A 19,659-nucleotide genomic window follows, 5' to 3' on the forward strand; every position below is an offset into this window, starting at 1 on the left:
TGATGAAATTATTGCTTACTTTGATAATGGTACAAATAGTGGTATGGTTGAGGGAATTAATAATAAGCTTAAACTGATTAAACGTTCTGGTTATGGATTTAGAAATTTTGAAAACTTTAGAATTAGATGCTTATTAAATTGGCATTTTATTTATTAGTTTGGCATAACAAGTACTGAAGAGCCAATAACTTTTGTTTAACTTGTTCGGAAATACCAAGGCCATTATCGATGATCCGAATAACTATTTGTTGAGCATTCAGTTGTTGAGTACAAATCCGAATTTGTGGGTGGTTATGCGAGAGTTTCCCTTGAATTAATGCCTCTTCTAAAGCATCGATTGCATTGGACAAAATATTCATAAATACTTGATTTAGCTGGCCAGCATAGCACTCAACTAAAGGTAAATCGTCATAATCTTTAAGAACCTGAATTTGGACATGATTAGCTCTGGTTTTTAAACGATGCTCCAAAATACTCAGTGTACTTTCAATACCCTGATGAATATCTACTGCTTTTAACTCGGCTTCATCTAGCCGTGAAAAGATACGAAGAGAAACTACAATTTGCTGTATGCGTTCAGCACCAATTTCCATTGAAGATAGTAATTTTAGCAAATCTTCTACTAAAAAATCGAATTCCATCTCTTGAATTGTCATTTGAATTTCAAGAGCAGGATTGGGATAGTTTATGCGGTAAAGATGAAGTAGATTCAGTAGTTGTTGGATATATTTGTTAGCGTAAGTTAAATTGCCGGAGATAAAATTTACTGGATTATTGATTTCATGGGCAACTCCAGCAACTAATTGACCCAGAGAAGACATTTTCTCACTTTGGATAAGTTGAGCTTGAGTACTTTGTAATTCTTTGAGAGTTTGCTCTAGTTCTATTGCTTGCTGTTTGAGTTGAGCCTCTGCTTGTTTATGTTCTGTAATGTCGTATCGAACCACTAATAAATATTTAGGCTGTCCTTGAGAATCAAGAATCGGAGCTTTTTTAATCTGTAAAATGCGGGTTTCGCCGCTTTTTGTCCGAATTATTTCTTCAGGGAGCTCTAATAATTTTTTGCTATTAAGTGTTTCGTGATCTCGCTTGGTAAAAAAATCGGCCTCTTCTTTGGGGAATAGGTCGTAGTCGTTCTTCCCTAAAATTTCATCGGCACTGGCACTAGCTAACTTTTCCGCGGCTTGGTTACATAAGACAATTCGTAGATCAACCGCATCTTTGACAAAAACTGCTACAGGCATGGTTTGAATCACAGAATACAGAAACTGTTGAGTAGTTTGGAGTTGTTCTTCTATCCGTTGGCGCTCAAGCAGTGCAGCTTGCTGTTCGCTCTTGTGTTGCTTTAGTTGAGTAGTATATTCTAGAACTGCCTGGCGTAGTTCAGCATTCTCTGTTTTTAGTTGCTCAAGGCATTGACGTAATCTAGTTAACTCTTGATTTAACTCTTCAATAGACATACAAATTCACTAATTTTTAGTTTTAAACATTGAGAAGGCTATCCATATCTCAATACAGTGGATTGATTTGTCTATTACCAAAGTAAAGTAACTTGAAAATGTGATAGTCATGTGAAAGTTTTGTTTTGGTACAGTTGCTCATATCTATGAATTTGCTGGTGAAGAAGTTATCGTTAGATAAATTGGCCAAATCTACTGTCATGGAAAGAGCCTGAGATCATTTTGCCCAAATCAATATCAAATATTAACTACTAGTTACATTTAAATCCCCTAGCTTTTCATAACAACGAGAGCGTTATATCACTAGGGTTCTGCCGTTGCCAATTCACCCAAAGTTGAATCAACTGCTGGCGCAACTAAAGAATCAGTAGAAACCGATGCTCATACTCTCTTTTCAGCTTCAGCATCCTGGGCTGATGCCTTCCACCACTTCAGCAGTTCGGGAGTTGGCGCGAATAGTGGAAGGTACGGAATAGCCAATAATTGACCCCGCCGTAGCAGTCTTGTTGGAAAACTCGTACCAACCGGGAAACCCTTGCAAGATTGCAGCCCCTTCAATAGACAAGGATTTGACCGTACCATCAGGCAACCAGATATCAGCGAACTTACTACGGTTGCAACCTTTGTGGTCGGTGAAGTGCGATCGCAAGATAGTGTTGCAAGGTAAATATCCGGGTTTATATTTGGACTTTGTACGTCCCCCAACTCTCTGTATTAGCAGTGGCGTTGGTTCATTCGTTGCCAGAAATTGTTCTACCGCTTGCCGTTGTTTGGGGAGTAGTTGGGAATCGGTCATGGTGGGGATTAGATGAGCGATCGCCTCGTACCAACCACAAGGTGTAGCTCCCGTAGGTAGGGCAACCCGAAACCCCCGACTTGCAATCAGGACTAACCGCCGCCGCGCCTGGGGTAGCCCAAAGTCAGCCATGTTGACCACGCTGTAAGTAACCGAGTACCCCTCAAGTTCCAAAGCTGACAGAATGATACTGAAACTCTGACTGTTCTGATAGCGTGGGACATTTTCGAGAGTAAACACCCGTGGCTGCAACTGTCGGATGGCTTCTGCAACTGCGATCGCTGCACTCAGGTCGTCAGCCGTTTCAATGCCTTTTCCCGCCTTAGCTGTGTGAGCTTGGCTGAAGTTGGCGCACACTGGGGAGGCATGGAGGTAATCGGGGCGGCGGGGAAAACCTAGAAATCCTAACCGTGCTACTTCTTGAACTGTTAGCTGGATTATTCTACAGCCGTATTCGTTAAAGTTGTGGTCATGGGTTTTGGCGATTGCCCTGCTCAAGTCTGGTTTGGTGGGGTCAAACTCCACCGCAATGACTGGACGAATCCCGGCTTGCACCATCCCCGCTTCAATGCCGCCGCCACCCGCGAAAAGTACTACAGCGATCGGTGCATCATCTGGAAGTGTTGGTTTTTTATATGTGTTATCAAAATTTTTGCAGACATCTAATTTTGGTGATGTCTTTTTGGTTTTCGCTTTTTTGATAAAAGCGATAATATCTTCTCTAGCTGCCCCGTCTTGTTGCATTAGACGAATCATGGGGACAGCGCCAGGAGGGATTGAGCCGATACTTCGTCCTTTCCATAATCCATCAACTCGTTCTTCCCAGTTAAAACCCCATCGCCACTGAATCGGGTTGTCTGGGTCACGTTGGCCTATAACTCGTGGGTAAAAGGCTATGGTTCCATCAAGTAGCTTTTTCTTCTCGATATACGGATAGAGGCATCCTTGGCTATGAAGTTGTATGCTTTTAAGGTCGTCCTCTAAGAATTTTTCGGGTATTGCAGATAACTCAACTATTACTGATTTTGGCTTTGGAAGTAGCGTATGACTTCGGGCTGTTTTAATCATGCAGCCACCTCCATGACCAAATCATCGGGTACTTCAAATATCCCCAATCGCCCAATGTAAGGAATTGGTGTGATTTCTCGCGGGTTCTCCAGCTTCCAGTGATATTGCCCAGGCATCCCCCAACCAGACGCAACTTGTGAGAACTTGCAATCTTGCAATCTCCTATTGTGACAATGCCAATAACTTGACCGCGACGTAGAGAGATTAGTTCTGGGATTACTACCCCCATCCCTTGGCAAAATTCTCTTGCTACCTGGTACTCTTTTTTGGTACAAGTCTTGGCTGCGTGAATCAGAATGTCGCCGCGATAATGAATAGGCCAGCCTCGGTTTTCTATATCTTTGAGAGCATAAATAATTGCCCATGCCCAGGGTTGGCGAACAGATAGCGCTTTCATGTGGATGCTCCAAAAAATAAATATAATTATTTAAATTGGAATTCTGATATTTTTGTAGTAATGTAATAGTTAATTTGATTACTATTAGCCTGAAAATGAAAGAAAAGTGCTTTTTAAGAAATAAAGGCATTTTCATTCTCATGTTCATAGTGAGGTGTTTAGACATGAGAATGTATGCTAATTGAGGATTTGGATAAAAATTTTAATCTTACCACTTACTATAGCAATAAAGTTGTTGCGAAGCCCGACTATAAGCAACATACAATAACTTATTACGCATCACATTATCTCGGCACCCAAAAATATTTGATGTATCAACAAAGCAATTAGTAAATGTTCCCCCTTGAGATTGATGTACAGTAATTGCATAACCGTATTGCAATCGATTCATCAAGCTGCCTTTCACTAATAAATTGTAAGTCTCTAAAAACTCGTAATATTCTCGCCAAGCATAGCTTCTTTGATTTGCAGTTAGCTGAAATATATCTTTCTTGGCATTATTTACTGCATATTTAATTAAATCCCAAGAATCAGGGTGAATTATTGAGAGGGATGCTTCTTTACCCAGATCATTCTTGATTTGAATCCGATAAGTTTTAAACGGACTATACACTAGATGATGCCTACTACCAGAGTATTCTTTAAAATCTCTTACTTCGCATTCAGCACAAGAATGCATAAAAATTTCTTTTTGCTCCCCAGAGTCGGCATTTAAGAAAATAGGTTCTTTAGCAAAGAGAATTTCTCCAATCTCTATTGGTTCAGCACCCGGATAAAGCGCAGCTCGAATTTGTTGATTCAGATTGTTAACTTGATTATTAGTCCATGCCAAAATCTTGGCTGAGGAGCGAGAAAACTTATAAGCATCGATAGCTGCTGCTATCCAAGTATCAAATTGCATTTTCTCAATATTCCCCTCGCTCTGTAATCGTGGTGGAAATTGAGAATTTAAATTTTGGCGGAGTGCAGTTACATAAGTAGCGATTGCCCCTTCGTACCTCATGACTTGTGTTAATTCCATTCCCAAAGGCAACTGGAAGATCGGCGAAGAATCAACATTATCTTCAATCGGTGGCAATTGTGCTGGATCTCCCATAAAAATAGTAGGAGTCCGCGAAGGAATTAACTTAAAAAGTTCTTGCCCTAACATGGAAGCTTCATCAACTATTACTAAGTCAAATTCGTGATAATAAGGCTCTCTAGAGTAAGTATTTGGTTTAAGTCGCTGCTTTCCATTTTCATCATATTCTCCTCCAGGCATAACATGAAGTAAGCTGTGGAGAGTTGAGATATGTACAGTAAGACCTGCCTCTTGAGCCATTGCGTCCAATACATGTCTTGCTTTATGCGTTGGAGCGCACAAAGCAACTCTTAAACCAGCATTTTTATTTTTATCTAAGTCTCGTGTTTTGAAGCAATCCTGAAACGATTGAATTACTCGCTGTACTAAAAACGTTTTTCCTGTACCTGCATAACCGCGCAATACAAATGGCATATCAGGATTAGAACCATACCAGTCATGGATTAAATCAAACGCCTGCATCTGGTCGAAAGATAATCCTTCCCGATGCTTGCTTTTGCTCCAGCTAAAGTTAATAATTGTTACTGGTTTCAATGTATTTATCTCCTAAAATGAGTTATTTTATGTAATATATTGTACTAAAAAAAACGATAAATTGTTGAATCTTGCAGTTAATCAGGTCAATATTTTTTGTTCAGTTATATGTTCGATAATGAGATTTATCTAATTTTTTAAACTGTCCAAATCGTTCATTAAAAAAACTTATTAATAGTCGTCTCACTACTAAACCGACTTTTCAAAACTGAAACTTCAAAAATACCTTTTTGGGTGGATTGTTTATCGTAGTAATCTTCAAGAGTACAAACCCAACATCACAGCAACTTCTTGTTCAAATCCTCCAGATTCTCGAAAATCAGCTTTGGTTGGACGCTTTTCGGAACGTGAATCAACTTCTCTTTTTAACTGCGCCAAACCCAAGACAGCGCAATTGAATTGTTTAGCGATCGCCCTGAGTACTAAGAACTTGCATCTTTAGATGAGCGTTCGCTAGTATTTTGGAAACTTTCACTTTTACCTTTGCATATACGAAGTGTTGCTAACGAGGAAAAAACTCTGGCAAGTAATGTTCTAGATGGTAGCTCCAATTTGGAGCGGGCATCAGATAAGTCTTTTTCAAGGCTCACCAATCTGGACGAGCCAACTATGAAAGCGTTTTAGTGAAAAGCAATTTGCTTTCCTTTGACCATCAAAGACGACGGTAAAAAATTGCTGTTGAAACGTGATTTCAAACACCTGTGTCAGTATTAGATGTATTAGCCTAAAAGTGTAATATGTGCTATTTATTGCGAACTGCAATTTTTTCAAGTGATCGTAAACGTTCAATATCCTTCATGGGTGGGGCACCAAATAAGCGGGAATATTCACGACTGAACTGTGAAGGACTCTCATAACCAACCTGATAAGCCGCCTTGGTTGCATCAGCATTTTCAGCCAACATCAGACGACGTGCTTCCAATAATCTCAACTGTTTTTGATATTGCAATGGACTCATTGAGGTGACTGCTTTGAAATGGCGATGGAATGATGCAGGAGACATACTCGCTTGTTGGGCCAAATCATCAACGCGCAACGATTTTGTCAAATTAGTTTTGATACGTTTAATCACCTCTGCAACGCGCTGCATATTGCTACCTGATGTCGCAATCTGCCGAACCGCTTCGTCTTGTTCGCCAATTAAAAGGCGATAATAGATTTCGCGAATAATCATCGGTGCCAGTAATGGAATATCCTGGGGCGTATCCAGCAGCCGTGTTAGTCTGGTGGCACAATCAATCAACGGTGCATTAGCATCACTAACGAACAAGCCTCTAACCGAAGTTTCTTTTTTATCTGGGCTGTGTTGAATTTGGTCAATAATATTCCAAAGCTGAGTCGCATCCAAGCTCAACTTAAATGCTAGATACGGCTTGTCTAGTGTTGCTTCTACAATATATCCACTGAGCGGCAAATCTACTGTGACAACAATATAGGCAAAGAAACAGGGCACAACAAGCATATCTAAATCGCTTTGATTACAAAATCGAGGTGATGACAGAGCAAAAATGCGGCTATTGTAATTGCCTAGTAGTTCGCCAAGTGAACTTGGCTCTTTAAAGGAGAAAGGGGAAAGGTTTCAAATCCCTTACCCCTTCCCCCTTCTCCTTTAAAGAGCCATCACGCAGCATTTTTGGGTTGGCAGACTACTAGAAAGGAATTGATATCGGTTCAAGAATTTAGCTGTTTTACTAACTTAATGTCAGGAGATGTCTAATGACTCAGAAAACATGGTTCATTACAGGTGCTTCCCGTGGAATTGGAGCCGAAATTGCGAAAGCTGTTTTGACAGCAGGAAACCAATTAATTGCCACCGCCCGCAACAAGACCGATCTGGATCAATTCGAGTCGAACCCCAATGTATTGACGCTTAACCTGGATGTTACCGACGAGGCTCAGGTGCAAGCGGCAGTTGCAGCAGCACTGGAACGCTTCGGGCAGATCGATGTGTTAGTCAACAATGCGGGATTCGGTGTACTGGGCGGCATCGAAGAAACCAGTGCCCAAGAGGTTGAGTGGGTCTACCGCACCAATGTCTTCGGGCTGCTGAATGTAACCCGTGTGGTATTGCCCAGTATGCGTCAGCGCCGTTCTGGATACATTATTAACCTATCGTCGATTGGCGGCTATCGCTCCTATCCAGGATGGGGCATTTATTGCTCAACCAAATTTGCTGTTGAAGGCATTACTGAAGCTCTGCACGATGAGTTAGCTCCTTTGGGTATCCATGCAACTGTTGTCGAACCGGGATATTTCCGAACCAATTTTCTTGATAGCAGCTCACTCCAGCGAACTGCAATGCAAATTCCCGATTACGCCGAGACTGTCGGTAAAACTCGTAAAATCGCATCTGAACGGAACTATCAACAACAGGGAGATCCCACCAAGCTCGCCCAAGCCCTCCTTGAGATCGTCAACGCAGATACTCCACCTTTGCGGTTGCCTTTAGGTACAGACACGCTTGAAGCAATAGCCCAGAAGAACGCCTACGTTGAGCAAGAGACGGCAAAATGGCGGACTCTATCTGAGTCCACTAATTACAGATAAGGAGTCGAAGACTCAGCCATGAAAAGGCTGCCTTCTCTCTGGTGTTTTTGATTGCATAGGAAATACTGATAGATCGGGCAGCCTGACGTTTCGATTCGATAACAAAGACAAAATAGCGTTTTCTACACAAACTTAATCCAGAAAAATCCTTTTGGATAAGGGTTAGTTCTTTTTGCTTGGGAAGAACTAACCTTTTAGCGATCGCAATCTGTGCCGAAAAATCACCCCATCCATTCAGTCCAATCGGGCGCATCTGACACCAATTGAGCAAACTCTTGAGGGTCAACATCCTCAAACTCCAGGATCACGCCGCGACACTCACCACTCTTGCCCAAAGTATTGCCCATCTTCTCCAACAGCGATGGCGCTGTTTCGCCCGCCTTAAGAGCGATCGCCAGCCATAAGCAGAGGCTAAAAATGCTTTTAAAACCTCAAAGTAAGAAACTTTAGAACTTAGGTTTTTACTTGGGTTGCCACAATGGAGTGATATCAAGGTTTTCAGCAGGAGATACGGCATTTCTAGCCTACGTCGGTACGGTTTACACCCCTTCGATTTGTGTAAAGTTATCGTAACATTTATTTATATAAAGCAATGTTTGCTTACATAAGCAAATTCAAATAAAAAAGTAGGTAGTAAAAGCGATGAATCAACCCATTGAATTATCTTTAGAACAAGAATTTAGCCTTAGAACTTTCGCGGATTTTGTGCAGCAGATGTCCCGTGAACAAGCTCAAGAATTTTTGCAGATGATGTATAAGCAGATGATGATAAGGGAAAAGACTTACCAGGAATTGCTCAAACATCAGTGGGAAGTCGGTTCAGGTTCAATCTTGGGCTAAAACAAACTTGCTCCCGTCAACTGTAGAAAGAGCCAACACTGTCAAGTCGAAGCTACATTTTCAGCTTCAGTCCCTTCCAACCTTGAATAACAGCACTTTCCACTAGGGTGAGTGTTTGCGAAATGTCAAAGGATATGTGTCAATTACTTTTGAAGAACCGTTTTTCAACTTAATATGTCATTAATCTTTGATTAATCTCTCAAAATTAAATAAACTTGTTTCAATTGACGTAGAAACGGCGATCGCTGGGGCTGAGATCGGGTGTACGCTGTGGGTTACAGAGTTTACATTGTATTGACCGTTGAGTAACAAAAAATTGTCTGCCAAACACGGCAATCAACAGATGATTCACGCCATCCACTCCACCCAATCAGGCGCTCTGTCCACCAGTTGAGCAAATCCATCGGGGTAAACCTCCTCAAACTCAACCATCACCCCCCACCTTTCATCACTCGTCAGCGTACTGAGTAGCTCTTGTACCATGCCAGATTCCACAACGGCTGATGCACAATGCGAATGTCATACCATTTGCCATGTCATTTCCTGCCCCGCCCCCAAAGGTACAAGCCCAGATTCCATAAATGGAACTTCATCAGGAATGCGCCAAGTCGTTTTGGACAAGGTAATTCGCTCGGTATTACGCGGCAGTTGATAAAAATCTGGGCCATAGAAGCTAGCGAACGCCTCCAGTTTATCCAGGGCTTTCACGCTTTCAAATGCTTCGGCATACAACTCAAGGGCGTGCAGAGCCGAAAAGCATCCCGCGCAGCCACAGGAACTTTCTTTGCTGGTGCGGGTATGGGGAGCGCTATCAGTACCTAGAAAAAACTTCGGATTCCCCGATGTTGCCGCTTGCAACAAAGCCTGACGATGCTCCTCCCGTTTCAAAATGGGCAGGCAATAAAAATGGGGGCAAAGGCCGCCTTTGAACAGGGCATTACGGTTAAACAACAAATGTTGTGGCGTAATTGTTGCTGCGATGGTGTTGGCAGACAAAACATACTGCACCGCATCCGAGGTGGTGATATGCTCAAGCACCACCCGCAGGTTGGGAAATCGCTGCTTGAGAGGGATTAAATGTCGCTCGATAAACACCTTCTCGCGATCGAACGTATCAACATCGTTATCGGTCACTTCCCCGTGCAGTAATAACGGCATGTCCACCTGCTGCATTGCTTCAAAGACGCGATCACCCTTTTGAATATCCGTCACACCGGAGTCTGAGTTGGTCGTTGCACCGGCTGGGTAGTACTTGACCGCTTTGATAAACTGAGATTCTTTCGCCCGGAGAATGTCGTCGGGGCTGGTGTTGTCGGTGAGGTAGAGCGTCATCAATGGCTCAAACTGTTGGCCTTCTGGAATGGCGGCGAGGATGCGATCGCGATAGGCTGCCGCATCTGCCACCGAGCGGATAGGGGGCTTCAAGTTCGGCATGATGATCGCGCGGGCAAACTGACGCACCGTGTAGGGCAGAACCGCTTTCAGTGCTGCACCGTCGCGCAGATGCAGATGCCAATCGTCAGGTCGGGTGATGGTAAGCTTTTGCATCCTTTCATTATAAAACGGCAACAAGGGCTTCATGAGAATAGGGGCGATCATCCAGATATGGTATGGGGCGATCGCCATATTAGAAGGGATTGGCTATAATTTGATGTCGGATGAAAACTGTCAGCTAAAATAATGAAGGGAGTTATACAGGAACGCCAATGAATATCAGTATTGACATACCTGATGAGGTGCGCGTTTATGTAGAGGCACAAGTGATGGCAGGTGCTTACAGTAGCATCGGCGAATATTTTCTCTCATTGGTACAACAAGACCAAAAACGCAAGGCACAAGTGAAGTTAGAAGGACTATTGAAAGAGGGTATTGATTCTCTTGGGCAGGAAGTAACACCGGAATATTGGCAGAATTTGCGTTCTACCGTTTTAGGTCAGAATAGCATGGGGAACCAAAACGATACATGAACTATCGGTTAATTGTCAAAGACCGGGCAACGCAAGATTTACGACATTTGGCAAATTATATATTGGTTAATGGGAATACGGATGCAGCAGTTAAATTCTTAAATGCTGCGGAATTAACCTTTGCTCAGTTGTCAAAGACTCCTGGGATGGGAAAGGTAACGCAGTTGGTGGAATCGAGATTGGGTAAAATCCGACAATGGCGCATCAAGGATTTTCGGGATTATCTGATTTTCTATTCTTTTGAAGATACTACCATTGAAATGCGGGCGGGTATTTCATGGATCAAGAGATTCAGCAGATGTACTTAGCTCTTTAGACGAAGAATTTTAACCCAAAATAAAACCAATCCATCTCTGCAATTAATCGGGTGAGTTTTGTGAGGAATGACCTACACAGCTTTGAGCCAATCGCACACCACAGACGTACACCCGCCTCCAAACTTAACCCAAACTTGCCACTGCCCCAAATACCGATTCCAGTAAGGCTCCCCATCAGCAACCCCGATAGCATTGCCAATTTTGGAGACTAGCTCACTGTAGAATTGACCAGCATTGTCGAGTCCTTGGCGCAATTTCAGGCTTAACCCTTTCCAGCCAGGGAGTAGGGTATCTTCGTCCTGGCTAACTGTTTGGAGAATGTGTGACTTGAAGAAGATTTTGGAATGAGAAGTTGGACAAGTGTAAGCTGAAATACTTATAACTTCGTTAAGGCATTAATCAAGCGATCGCTTTTTTTGGAAAAAGAAAATGGACATAATAACAAAAATGGAAGAAAGAATTGGACACAAATCCACTTTAATACTACTTATAGGCCAACTTATCCCCCTAACTCGTGGAATTTCTTACAAGCTTTGCGAGCTTGCTGCCGAAGGCATCGCTTGCTGCCATAGGCATCACTATTACCAAAACCTTTATTTTACATACAGGTATAGAGTTTGAGCAGTTTAGTTTTTCTGTATGCTATTTTTTAGATGTTTTTGGAACGTAAACTTGGACATCCACTTTTGGAAGGTAAAGCTGGACAACCTGTCCAACGAATTGATAAATACACTCCCGATTTTCACGCTTACCATTTGCGATCGCATCTATCTATAAGTTGCGGGAGAATGAGAAGTTGGAAGATGCCATACCCATCTGTTCTTTTATACCACTTCATAAGCCATCCTCAGTTGGTAGCCAATTTTCTGATAGTTATGGATAAATCACGAATTAAGACCTGCGATGAATGTAGTAGCTTGTATTACCAAGAAACCTTAAAGATGAGTTCCTTGTGTCCACAATGCTCTCATGTCCTATATGGTTACGAATTATGTACACATGAATTCATCAATGGCAGATGTGTAAAATGTTATTGGGATGGTTCAGTATCAGATTATTTGCAAAGACTGTTACATAATAATGATTAAATAATGAACCTATTTATCAGCAAGACCGTGAAAGAGCAAAACTTGAAGGACAACAGGATTTAATTATACGTCAACTAAATCGTCATCTTGGTGAAATTGATACATCGTTGATTGAACGAGGGGTATTGACTGTGATGTTGTGTCAAAAAATATGGAACCGAATTTAGTCACAGATCCAAAGATACTGAATGTTTTGAACGAACTTATACAACGGGAACCGATTTTTCATCGTCCAAGGGTGTATTTCTCAGCAATACGAGTAGCCAAGAAGCTACGTGATTTGTCACAAAATTGCTCCTCAAACCTAGCCCCTAGTTTTTTTTGCTGTCACCTCTATCTCAATCCGCATTCTAGGATCTAAAAGTCCTGCAACAATCATTGTTGCTGCTGGTCTGACATCTCCTAAATATTTACGAATTACTGGCCAGCTTTGTTCAAAGTCTTCTCGAATCGGTAAAATGTAACGAACTCGCACTATATCCTGCATTACCAGTCCTGCCTCTGTCAGTGCAGCATTAATGTTTTTAAAACACTGCTCTGTTTGTTTTACAACATCATCAGATATGGTCATCGAACTGTAATCAAAACCCGTGATACCAGAAACAAAAACCCAGTCTCCATCAACAACTGCTCTAGAATAAGCAATTTCTTGCTCGAAGATAGAACCAGAAGATATGAATTGACGACTCATTAACTGTGGAATCTCCTTCCAAATGTATCTACAATTAAACCACTATCAACCAATCACACAGTACAGACTTACACCCCGAAACAAAGTTAACAGCAATCTGCCACTGCCCCAGATACCCATTCCAAAACGGCTCCCCATCAGCCACTCCAACAGCCGAGCCAATTGTGGAGACTAACTCACTGGAAAAGGAGCCAGCGCTGTCCAAGCCTTGCTGCAATTTCAGCTTCAGGATTTTTGGGTATTGGGTTGCTAGGTTAAATTATTTGCTTTTTCAACTGCTTCCTTTAACTCTTCAAAAGTAATACTGCCGTCTTTGTCTGAATCATAATTTACTAGTAATTCCTGGGGAGTAGTGCTATTTGTTTCTGATGAAATGATTGTAATTAAGCCAGGACTTAAAAAAAGATCATTAATGGAGATTTTGCCGTCATGATCGGTATCTAATTTATTAAAAAGAGATTGAAGCTCTTGCTCGGTTGTCATAAATTTCTATCTGAAGAACCGTTTTCAACTTAATATCTCATTAATTCAGAGATTAATCTCTCAAAATTAAATAAACTTGTTTCAATTGACGTAGAAACGGCGATCGCTGGGCTTAGATCAGGTGTATGCTGTACGTTACAGGATTTACAGTTTGACGATGAAAATAAATCGAAGAGGTAAGCGATAAAGTTTTTGGAGATCAATATCACCTAATCTTGAGCGTCTTTCAAATGCTTGTTTTCCTTGTGGGGTGCGATGAAGAAGTTCTATTATTTTTTGTAAGCTATGCAAATCAGCAACAGTATTTGCGAGGTTGCCAATACTCTCAAAGTCACCATCGGGCGCTCTGACTATATTTATAATGCTCTCAAGTGCGCTATCGTGCCATCCTGACTCAAGTTGGGCTACAGAATCCATCTTTAAAAACCTCCGTCAACACTTTGTCTTTTAGTTTGACATGGTATAAGAGTTTTAGTTGGTCAGAATCTGCTCTGGGTTTTTTCTCGTCCCAAATCAACACACGTAGTCCAATTGAGATCCAACTTGCTCCCGTAACTTCTATGTGAACGCACGAAAGTGGGTATATTTGTTTGAGATTAGGAAGTGGAATACACAAGTAAAAAAGTTAGTTTTTTTGCTTGGGAGGAACTGACCTTTTAGCGATCGCAATCTGTGCCGAAAAATCACGCCATCCATTCAGTCCACTGCGGCGCATCTTACAAAGAATCATTGCCTCAGATTAAATAGTAATATTGAGGTGTGAGAACTGGCATATTCCTGATAGTTACACAAATCAAATGAGCGTTAAGAGTATTAGTTTAAAAAATATTAAAGTTCAACAAAACAGCATATTACAGGAAATTTTTCATTTATCTTCAAATCCTAATTATGATTTCACTCAAATACAAAAACTAAATCAGACTTTAATTCAAACAGCAACAAAAATTGAAAATATCTGTTCTAATCAACAAGCAACGCCATCAAATCTGACGAATTTATCCCGTAAAATCTACTCATGGGTCAAATTTTTGACAGATGAACAATATCTAAAACTTCACCTGAAAACTACTGGCTATGTGTTGGAAAGTGCTAAACAACTTCTTGGTATACATGGTCAAAAATCATTTAAACTAATGATTGAAATAACTAATTTAGCTGGGCTATATCAGGTTAGAAAGTCTGCTAGCACAGCGGAGATTATGATTAGTGAGGGATTTATAAATGCACCAAAAGCAGTTTTGCAAGCATTAGTGGAATCTGCTCTTGTTGGCAAGAGTCAAGATAATACACGACTCATCAGGTCATTTGCTAGTACAGAAGAATACATTGCTGTATTGTTAGAGCTTGATTTGATTGCCGAGGTAGTGGCAGAAAATCCACAAGGCAAGTTTTATAATCTAAATGAGTTATTTGATAAAGTCAATCATGAATATTTTGCAGCAAGTCTTGCCAAACCACGTTTAGCATGGAGCCGAGTTAACACTTACCGTAAATTTGGACACTACGAGTCAGCCAGAGACAGAATAGTGATGAGTTTAACCCTAGATGATGCGAAAGTACCTGGGTTCGTAGTTGAGTTTGTGTTGTATCACGAATTGTTGCACAAATACCACGGCACGAAGTGGGTTAAAGGAAGAAGAATGGTTCACACTAAAGAGTTCCGTATTAGTGAAAACCAGTTCAAATCTTATAACGAAGCATCAAGATGGTTAGACAAATTAACAAGAATCGAGAAACCTGATTTATCTTTAGGTAAAAATTTGATTTAGGATTTTATTGACTTGCCCGGAAAAGTAATAAACGCAGCTATGAGAAACTTCGTTATAATTAACATCAAGGCAATTTTCGGCATTTTGTAACCTACCGATGGCGCCTTTGATTTCAACTATTGATATTTGTTCACCTTCAGCTTCAATAATTGCTTGCACTCTCGATTCTGTCAGGTTATTGGGAGAAAGTGAATCCATTGATAAGCCTGTATCTATAACAATATTTGACAAAGGATAAACTGACTTACATCCATCATCCGTACAAAATACTAAGCAGTTGTTTTTGACGTAAATATTAGTAATTCTCATTGCATAAATCCATAAATTGCAATATTTGTTTCATATTAAACTTTTTTGACTGATTACCATAACATGCAATTAATCAGGTGAGCTTTGTCAGGACATGACCTACACACTCACCAGCCAATCGCACACCACAGACCTACACTCGTCTGCAAACTTAACCCAAACCTGCCACTGCCCCAGATACCGATTCCAGTAAGGCTCACCATCAGCAACGCCGACAGCAACGCCAACTTGGGAGACTAACTCAGTGTAAAACCGACTAGCACTGTCCAATCCTTGCCGCAGCTTCAGACTTAACCCCTTCCAGCCAAGGACTTGAGGATTTTCCACCTGGGTAACTGTTTGGGGAATATCAAGAGGTGTCGTGTCAATGACTGGTGTAGTTATGTTTATATTATTGGTGACTGACACCAAATCAGAATTTTTGGGGATTAAGTGTGATGTTGTGTCAATGACTGGCGTGGTTAATACTATATTATTAGTGCCTGACACCAAACAATTCGCAATTCGCAATTCGCAATTCGCAATTGTTTTAACTGCGAATTGCGAATTATCAATTGCGAATTGGTTTGATGCTTCATCCCGATTTAACCACTGCCTAAAAATTGAATCACGCTCATCATCAGGGGCAACAAACCGATAGACGCACTCCCGATTTTCACGCTTACCCAATCGACCAACATAATCCAGTTTCAAATCAATTTTGGCAAGTAACTTCTGTGCGATCGCCACCGGGGTCAGTTTCTCCGATATGCTGACATTCAAGTAATTCTTGATAACATACCGATGCTTTAGTGCCAGTGTTTTAAATTCCTGCATTGCCTCGTCAGAAGAGCGTAACCGTTCCCCAGGCGTAAGCAACTGCAACAGATTCAGTTCTTCTAACAACAGCATCGATGACAACATCTGCCCCTTGTTAAAGTCAGGTTTCCAAATCGAATTCTGCCCCAATTCTAACTGCGCCTTAGCCCGTTTAGTATCACGGTTCGTCAGAAATTCTCGTCCCAGTGTCAAATAGTAGTGCATCCGCAGTTGAGGATACCACCCATCGTCATCTTTTTCAACCAACTCAGGCGTAACTTCAACTTCATAGCGACGGGATAATTCAGCCTTGCGCTGCTGATGTCGTTCAGTTTTGGTTTTCGCCCTTGTGTCTTGCAGCTTCTTGAGTTTGGCATCAGAGATGTTTGGAGAATCCGCGATCGCTTCACACTCAGCAGCATACAATTCAACAGATGCCGCTTTAACCGACTCGATTACTGCGCCAGTCTCATCATCATCAGCATCCGAGGCATCGATAATGGTGTAACCATCCTCGACCAACCCCGCAAGCACAGACTCTCGATAGCGCCGCATCTCTACGTTGATTACAGAACCACGCTTGCCCCAGGTTTGTAATGACTCCGGCTGGAAGTTCTGGTCAACATAGCTGTAATCGTCATTATCCGCCGCCGACAACAGCGCAATGTTCGCCCTCGTTGCGACGTGTTGACTTCTAAGCAATCCTCCTATGGATGTAGAGCCATTGCCCACAACGCCCATCCCCCATTCTCTGACCCAAATGTGACGGTCAACAGTTTCCCGGAGGCGTGCCAACATCTGCCGCACAGAGTTAACCGGCTGCACTCCCTGAAAAATTCCCCAAACAGCATCAAAATGTCCTCGAATGTCGATACTGACTCCAGTTTCCAAACTTGGAGAGGCGATAACTAAATCATACTCGGTCAGAATTTCGTTCAGGTGAGAAATACACCCCATAGCAGCATGAGAGGGGTCTGCAACAGATTCGCTGTCAATTCTCAGTATTCGTAAGTGAGGGAATTTGCGACGAAAACGTTCCTCAAGTGCTTGGGTTCCCCATTTCGATTTTGCTTTTTGAGCAGAACAGCATAATAAATGATGTCCACTTTTAGAAATAGCTTTGTCGAGTGCCGCAATCAAATTCTTCGGGTTACTGCCAGAATAGTTGTAACAGTTGCCAGCTACGTGCCGATAGTTGTTGACGATAACGAATGGATTAACCCGATATTCTCCAGCAAGAGAAAGAACGTATTTGACATCAGTATCGGAAACATCAGCAGAAGATAAATAGATTTTTCCGTGTTCGCTGCCTAAAACATTTTGGATCAGTTGCTTAAGGTTTTTGAGAACTGATACCCGACGCTTGGCTACCTCCGTACCAGAGTTGAGCAAATGCCAGAATACTTGGTCACATTCATCAATAATAATCACATCATTTGCCCAGTCACTGGGATTGAATCGCGCTTGACTCTCTTGATGCAGTGAATCTACACACACTCCGTAGCCCAACAAATCGCCTGTTTCGGAGCCGTGAACTTCTGTGACATAGTTAACACCAAAGCGATCGCATAATGCTTCTCCAAGTTGAATCCGATGGGTAATGATTAATACTCGTCTCCCCTGGTCATGCGCCTTCGCCACCTCAGTAGACAACCATTGGGTTTTGCCTGTTCCCTTGGGAGCTTTGAGGATAATCAGCTTTTCACCTTCGGGGACGAGAAGCTGTCCGAGGAATCTTTGATTAAGTGCGATCGCTGGAGGATAAGTCAACAGAGTGAACAGCTTAATCTCCCATAATTGGAGTTCAACGGCAGTATTATAAAGTGCGTCAAAAGTCGGCTGACCTTTGGCAACGATAAAATCATCAACACCTTTCTCTTGGCCAAAAGGTAAATCAATCACTCGCAAGGAACAACCCTCATTTACCAGCAACCGTCCCATGCGACTGATAGCGGTTCTCACCCGTTGAACTGTCTCTGGTTTAGTATCACTGTCAAAGCAAATGTTAACCTGTCTTCCCTCTGTTGCGAAATGTTTCAAGTCTGGGATGAGGTTCGGTTTACCGATGGCGTTACCGTACTCATCTTGGCGTGTGCGGTATCCAGCGTTGACACCTGGGATGGCGATCGCTGCATAACCAGCAGTCAGTAATGCCCCCGCTTTTTTGACTCCTTCAACAATTGTCACTGGTACATTGTGCCGCCAAACCCAATGCCAGAAGCCACCAGGGTGTTGCAAATCTTCTTCGGTGATGGGGATGCCGCTACGATTGGAGACTTTCACCCAAATGCGATTCGGTATCAAAAGGAAGAAAGCGCGTGTCTCTTCTCTGAATGGATGCTCGTACTTGATAAACTTGTGGATCTTCTGGCGGTCGCGTCGGGGATGGTCAGGTTTGAAACAGCCCCACATCATTAAGGCGTAGTTGTTGAGGGGGTCAACGCCATTGCACCACCAGCCGCCTAGTTCAATGTGCTGGTATTTCTTCAAGTCTCTGTCTCGTAAGCGCCCATCATTGCGACGGGAGATTTTGGGACTGTAGAGCAGATATTCGTAGGGTAAAGTCCCAGACAGTGATCGCACATTCAGGGCAATGATTTCTTCATCAACCCCACTGTTGAGCCATTCAGTTAAATGTTTGGTTCGAGAATTCGTTTTTAAAATCATATCCTCTCCAATATTTTGAGGCAATGCAAAGCTTGGGGTATTGAGGTATACCGCCTTTTAAGTTGGTTAACGTGGGTTAAAAAACCGTCGTTTTTAGTTCAGCAATCAACAGGACTTGTATTGGTAGTTGTTTTTTTCGTCCTATTGACTGCTTTTTAACCGGATTAATTAGTACGTATGAACTAAGAGACTGTCATTTTACATGATCACTGGACTTGTCAGAATCATCTCCCGCCTCCGGTGTGTGGTCGAAATGTCAGATTAATACGGGTGCTAACAACTTTGTTGGTCTTGGGAAGCTGATGCAGATGTGTGGACTGACAACCAGGGTGCATCACAAGTAAACTGCCATGTTCCAGCCAGAAATCCGTTGGTCGGCCGCTGATGGGCTTGATTTGGAATTTGCGACATGACCCCAGGCTTACCGATGCGATCGCAGGGTTAGATCCCATCGATGGTTCATTGTCAGCGTGCCACCCAATAGAATCAGTCCCCGTGCGGTACTGATTGCCAATGACTATGCGAAACTTGTGGCCAGTTCGCGCAGTGATTCTGTCCCGCAAGTAAGCGAGTTTTTCTGTCCAAGTCAGGGGTTTCAAAAACACGCTGTTCGAGTAAAGGTAATCACATCCGGCATCACCGTACAGGGATTCCAGGCGGGGAACAGGCATTGTTTTACCTGCGATTCTGATTTGATTCTGCTGCCACTCCAATTTCAAGCAGTGTTGGTAGAGTTCGTTTGCAAGTTCAAGGCTTAGGAAATCGGGGTAATAAGTGATAGGCAAAACTGGAGTTGATTCAGCAAATAAATTGAGTTGTTGCATAATCTTGTTCACAAAGTTTTTTG

Annotated in this window: 25 protein-coding genes; 7 read left to right on the forward strand and 18 right to left on the reverse strand. The window is 42.3% G+C overall.

Annotated elements, in window-relative coordinates; translation table 11 throughout:
* On the forward strand, positions 1–157 hold a 157-nt coding region (locus ACYTXL_RS03965; protein ID WP_461923611.1), incomplete at its 5' end, for a transposase.
* Here the strand turns inward: ACYTXL_RS03965 and ACYTXL_RS03970 are convergent.
* The 6 genes from ACYTXL_RS03970 to ACYTXL_RS03995 form a co-directional block, all read right to left on the reverse strand.
* Positions 147–1,460, reverse strand: coding sequence for a sensor histidine kinase (locus ACYTXL_RS03970; RefSeq protein ID WP_461923581.1), 1,314 nt, complete (start codon positions 1,458–1,460; stop codon positions 147–149). The two genes, ACYTXL_RS03965 and ACYTXL_RS03970, sit on opposite strands and share 11 nt — an antisense overlap.
* A gap of 400 nt (positions 1,461–1,860) precedes the next feature.
* Complete coding sequence (locus tag ACYTXL_RS03975) at positions 1,861–3,324, reverse strand: DNA cytosine methyltransferase (protein WP_461923582.1); 1,464 nt, start codon at positions 3,322–3,324, stop codon at positions 1,861–1,863.
* Positions 3,317–3,721, reverse strand: coding sequence for an ASCH domain-containing protein (locus ACYTXL_RS03980; protein ID WP_461923583.1), 405 nt, complete (start codon positions 3,719–3,721; stop codon positions 3,317–3,319). The genes ACYTXL_RS03975 and ACYTXL_RS03980 overlap by 8 nt, the downstream gene beginning before the upstream one ends.
* Positions 3,722–3,929: 208 nt before the next feature.
* The gene (locus ACYTXL_RS03985) at positions 3,930–5,336 is read right to left on the reverse strand and encodes an ATP-dependent DNA helicase (protein WP_461923584.1); all 1,407 of its coding nucleotides are present in this window, start codon (positions 5,334–5,336) and stop codon (positions 3,930–3,932) included.
* A gap of 258 nt (positions 5,337–5,594) precedes the next feature.
* On the reverse strand, positions 5,595–5,747 hold the full coding sequence (locus tag ACYTXL_RS03990) for a DnaB-like helicase C-terminal domain-containing protein (protein ID WP_461923612.1): 153 nt from the start codon (positions 5,745–5,747) through the stop codon (positions 5,595–5,597).
* Between the two features lie 331 nt (positions 5,748–6,078).
* A complete protein-coding gene (locus tag ACYTXL_RS03995) occupies positions 6,079–6,798 on the reverse strand; it encodes an AraC family transcriptional regulator (protein WP_461923585.1) in 720 nt (239 codons plus the stop codon).
* Between the two features lie 254 nt (positions 6,799–7,052).
* Between ACYTXL_RS03995 and ACYTXL_RS04000 the strand changes: the two genes are divergently transcribed.
* Positions 7,053–7,883: an oxidoreductase gene (locus tag ACYTXL_RS04000; RefSeq protein ID WP_461923586.1), complete on the forward strand. Its 831-nt coding sequence runs from the start codon at positions 7,053–7,055 to the stop codon at positions 7,881–7,883.
* 221 nt (positions 7,884–8,104) lie between these two features.
* Here the strand turns inward: ACYTXL_RS04000 and ACYTXL_RS04005 are convergent, their stop codons facing one another.
* The gene (locus ACYTXL_RS04005) at positions 8,105–8,230 is read right to left on the reverse strand and encodes a hypothetical protein (protein WP_461923587.1); all 126 of its coding nucleotides are present in this window, start codon (positions 8,228–8,230) and stop codon (positions 8,105–8,107) included.
* Between the two features lie 295 nt (positions 8,231–8,525).
* Between ACYTXL_RS04005 and ACYTXL_RS04010 the strand changes: the two genes are divergently transcribed.
* Positions 8,526–8,723 carry an NblA/ycf18 family protein gene (locus ACYTXL_RS04010; protein WP_461923588.1) on the forward strand — a complete coding sequence of 66 codons (198 nt, stop codon included), beginning with the start codon at positions 8,526–8,528 and terminating at the stop codon, positions 8,721–8,723.
* A 220-nt stretch (positions 8,724–8,943) separates the two neighbouring features.
* On the opposite strand, the gene ACYTXL_RS04015 is transcribed toward ACYTXL_RS04010, so the two are convergent.
* From ACYTXL_RS04015 to pyrC, 3 genes are read right to left on the reverse strand one after another with little or no spacing between them, the layout of a single operon-like run.
* Positions 8,944–9,075: a hypothetical protein gene (locus ACYTXL_RS04015; protein ID WP_277926820.1), complete on the reverse strand. Its 132-nt coding sequence runs from the start codon at positions 9,073–9,075 to the stop codon at positions 8,944–8,946.
* Positions 9,072–9,206 carry a hypothetical protein gene (locus ACYTXL_RS04020; protein ID WP_461922316.1) on the reverse strand — a complete coding sequence of 45 codons (135 nt, stop codon included), beginning with the start codon at positions 9,204–9,206 and terminating at the stop codon, positions 9,072–9,074. The genes ACYTXL_RS04015 and ACYTXL_RS04020 overlap by 4 nt, the downstream gene beginning before the upstream one ends.
* 36 nt (positions 9,207–9,242) lie before the next feature.
* Positions 9,243–10,349, reverse strand: coding sequence for a dihydroorotase (gene pyrC, locus ACYTXL_RS04025; protein WP_461923589.1), 1,107 nt, complete (start codon positions 10,347–10,349; stop codon positions 9,243–9,245).
* 80 nt (positions 10,350–10,429) lie between these two features.
* On the opposite strand from pyrC, the gene ACYTXL_RS04030 reads away from it, so the two are divergent.
* Together ACYTXL_RS04030 and ACYTXL_RS04035 are read left to right on the forward strand one after the other, a co-directional pair.
* The gene (locus ACYTXL_RS04030) at positions 10,430–10,690 is read left to right on the forward strand and encodes a ribbon-helix-helix domain-containing protein (RefSeq protein ID WP_334855041.1); all 261 of its coding nucleotides are present in this window, start codon (positions 10,430–10,432) and stop codon (positions 10,688–10,690) included.
* Entirely contained in the window at positions 10,687–10,998 is a 312-nt protein-coding gene (locus ACYTXL_RS04035) for a type II toxin-antitoxin system RelE/ParE family toxin (RefSeq protein ID WP_461922321.1), read from the forward strand. Before ACYTXL_RS04030 ends, ACYTXL_RS04035 begins: the two co-directional genes overlap by 4 nt.
* 80 nt (positions 10,999–11,078) lie before the next feature.
* Here ACYTXL_RS04035 and ACYTXL_RS04040 read toward each other — a convergent pair whose 3' ends face one another.
* Positions 11,079–11,261 (reverse strand): hypothetical protein, encoded by a 183-nt coding sequence (locus tag ACYTXL_RS04040; RefSeq protein WP_461923590.1) that lies wholly within the window; start codon positions 11,259–11,261, stop codon positions 11,079–11,081.
* Positions 11,262–12,106: 845 nt separating this feature from the next.
* Here ACYTXL_RS04040 and ACYTXL_RS04045 point away from each other — a divergent pair.
* Entirely contained in the window at positions 12,107–12,262 is a 156-nt protein-coding gene (locus tag ACYTXL_RS04045; RefSeq protein ID WP_461922322.1) for a DUF4351 domain-containing protein, read from the forward strand.
* A 137-nt stretch (positions 12,263–12,399) separates the two neighbouring features.
* Here ACYTXL_RS04045 and ACYTXL_RS04050 read toward each other — a convergent pair whose 3' ends face one another.
* The 4 genes from ACYTXL_RS04050 to ACYTXL_RS04065 all read right to left on the reverse strand — a co-directional run bounded on the left by ACYTXL_RS04050 (position 12,400) and on the right by ACYTXL_RS04065 (position 13,686).
* Positions 12,400–12,786: a RidA family protein gene (locus ACYTXL_RS04050; RefSeq protein ID WP_461922318.1), complete on the reverse strand. Its 387-nt coding sequence runs from the start codon at positions 12,784–12,786 to the stop codon at positions 12,400–12,402.
* Positions 12,787–12,820: 34 nt separating this feature from the next.
* The gene (locus ACYTXL_RS04055) at positions 12,821–13,003 is read right to left on the reverse strand and encodes a hypothetical protein (protein ID WP_461923591.1); all 183 of its coding nucleotides are present in this window, start codon (positions 13,001–13,003) and stop codon (positions 12,821–12,823) included.
* A 32-nt stretch (positions 13,004–13,035) separates the two neighbouring features.
* A complete protein-coding gene (locus tag ACYTXL_RS04060) occupies positions 13,036–13,269 on the reverse strand; it encodes an EF-hand domain-containing protein (protein WP_461922317.1) in 234 nt (77 codons plus the stop codon).
* Between the two features lie 144 nt (positions 13,270–13,413).
* Entirely contained in the window at positions 13,414–13,686 is a 273-nt protein-coding gene (locus ACYTXL_RS04065) for a hypothetical protein (RefSeq protein ID WP_461923592.1), read from the reverse strand.
* A 380-nt stretch (positions 13,687–14,066) separates the two neighbouring features.
* On the opposite strand from ACYTXL_RS04065, the gene ACYTXL_RS04070 reads away from it, so the two are divergent.
* A complete protein-coding gene (locus ACYTXL_RS04070) occupies positions 14,067–15,038 on the forward strand; it encodes a M48 family peptidase (protein WP_461923593.1) in 972 nt (323 codons plus the stop codon).
* On the opposite strand, the gene ACYTXL_RS04075 is transcribed toward ACYTXL_RS04070, so the two are convergent.
* The 3 genes from ACYTXL_RS04075 to ACYTXL_RS04085 all read right to left on the reverse strand — a co-directional run bounded on the left by ACYTXL_RS04075 (position 15,018) and on the right by ACYTXL_RS04085 (position 19,636).
* On the reverse strand, positions 15,018–15,347 hold the full coding sequence (locus ACYTXL_RS04075; protein ID WP_461923594.1) for a hypothetical protein: 330 nt from the start codon (positions 15,345–15,347) through the stop codon (positions 15,018–15,020). The genes ACYTXL_RS04070 and ACYTXL_RS04075 overlap by 21 nt on opposite strands.
* A gap of 99 nt (positions 15,348–15,446) precedes the next feature.
* A complete protein-coding gene (locus ACYTXL_RS04080) occupies positions 15,447–18,812 on the reverse strand; it encodes a plasmid replication protein, CyRepA1 family (RefSeq protein WP_461923595.1) in 3,366 nt (1,121 codons plus the stop codon).
* Between the two features lie 224 nt (positions 18,813–19,036).
* Complete coding sequence (locus ACYTXL_RS04085; RefSeq protein WP_461923596.1) at positions 19,037–19,636, reverse strand: alpha-ketoglutarate-dependent dioxygenase AlkB family protein; 600 nt, start codon at positions 19,634–19,636, stop codon at positions 19,037–19,039.
* Positions 19,637–19,659: the final 23 nt, after the last annotated feature.

This window comes from Nostoc sp., from assembly GCF_054880495.1.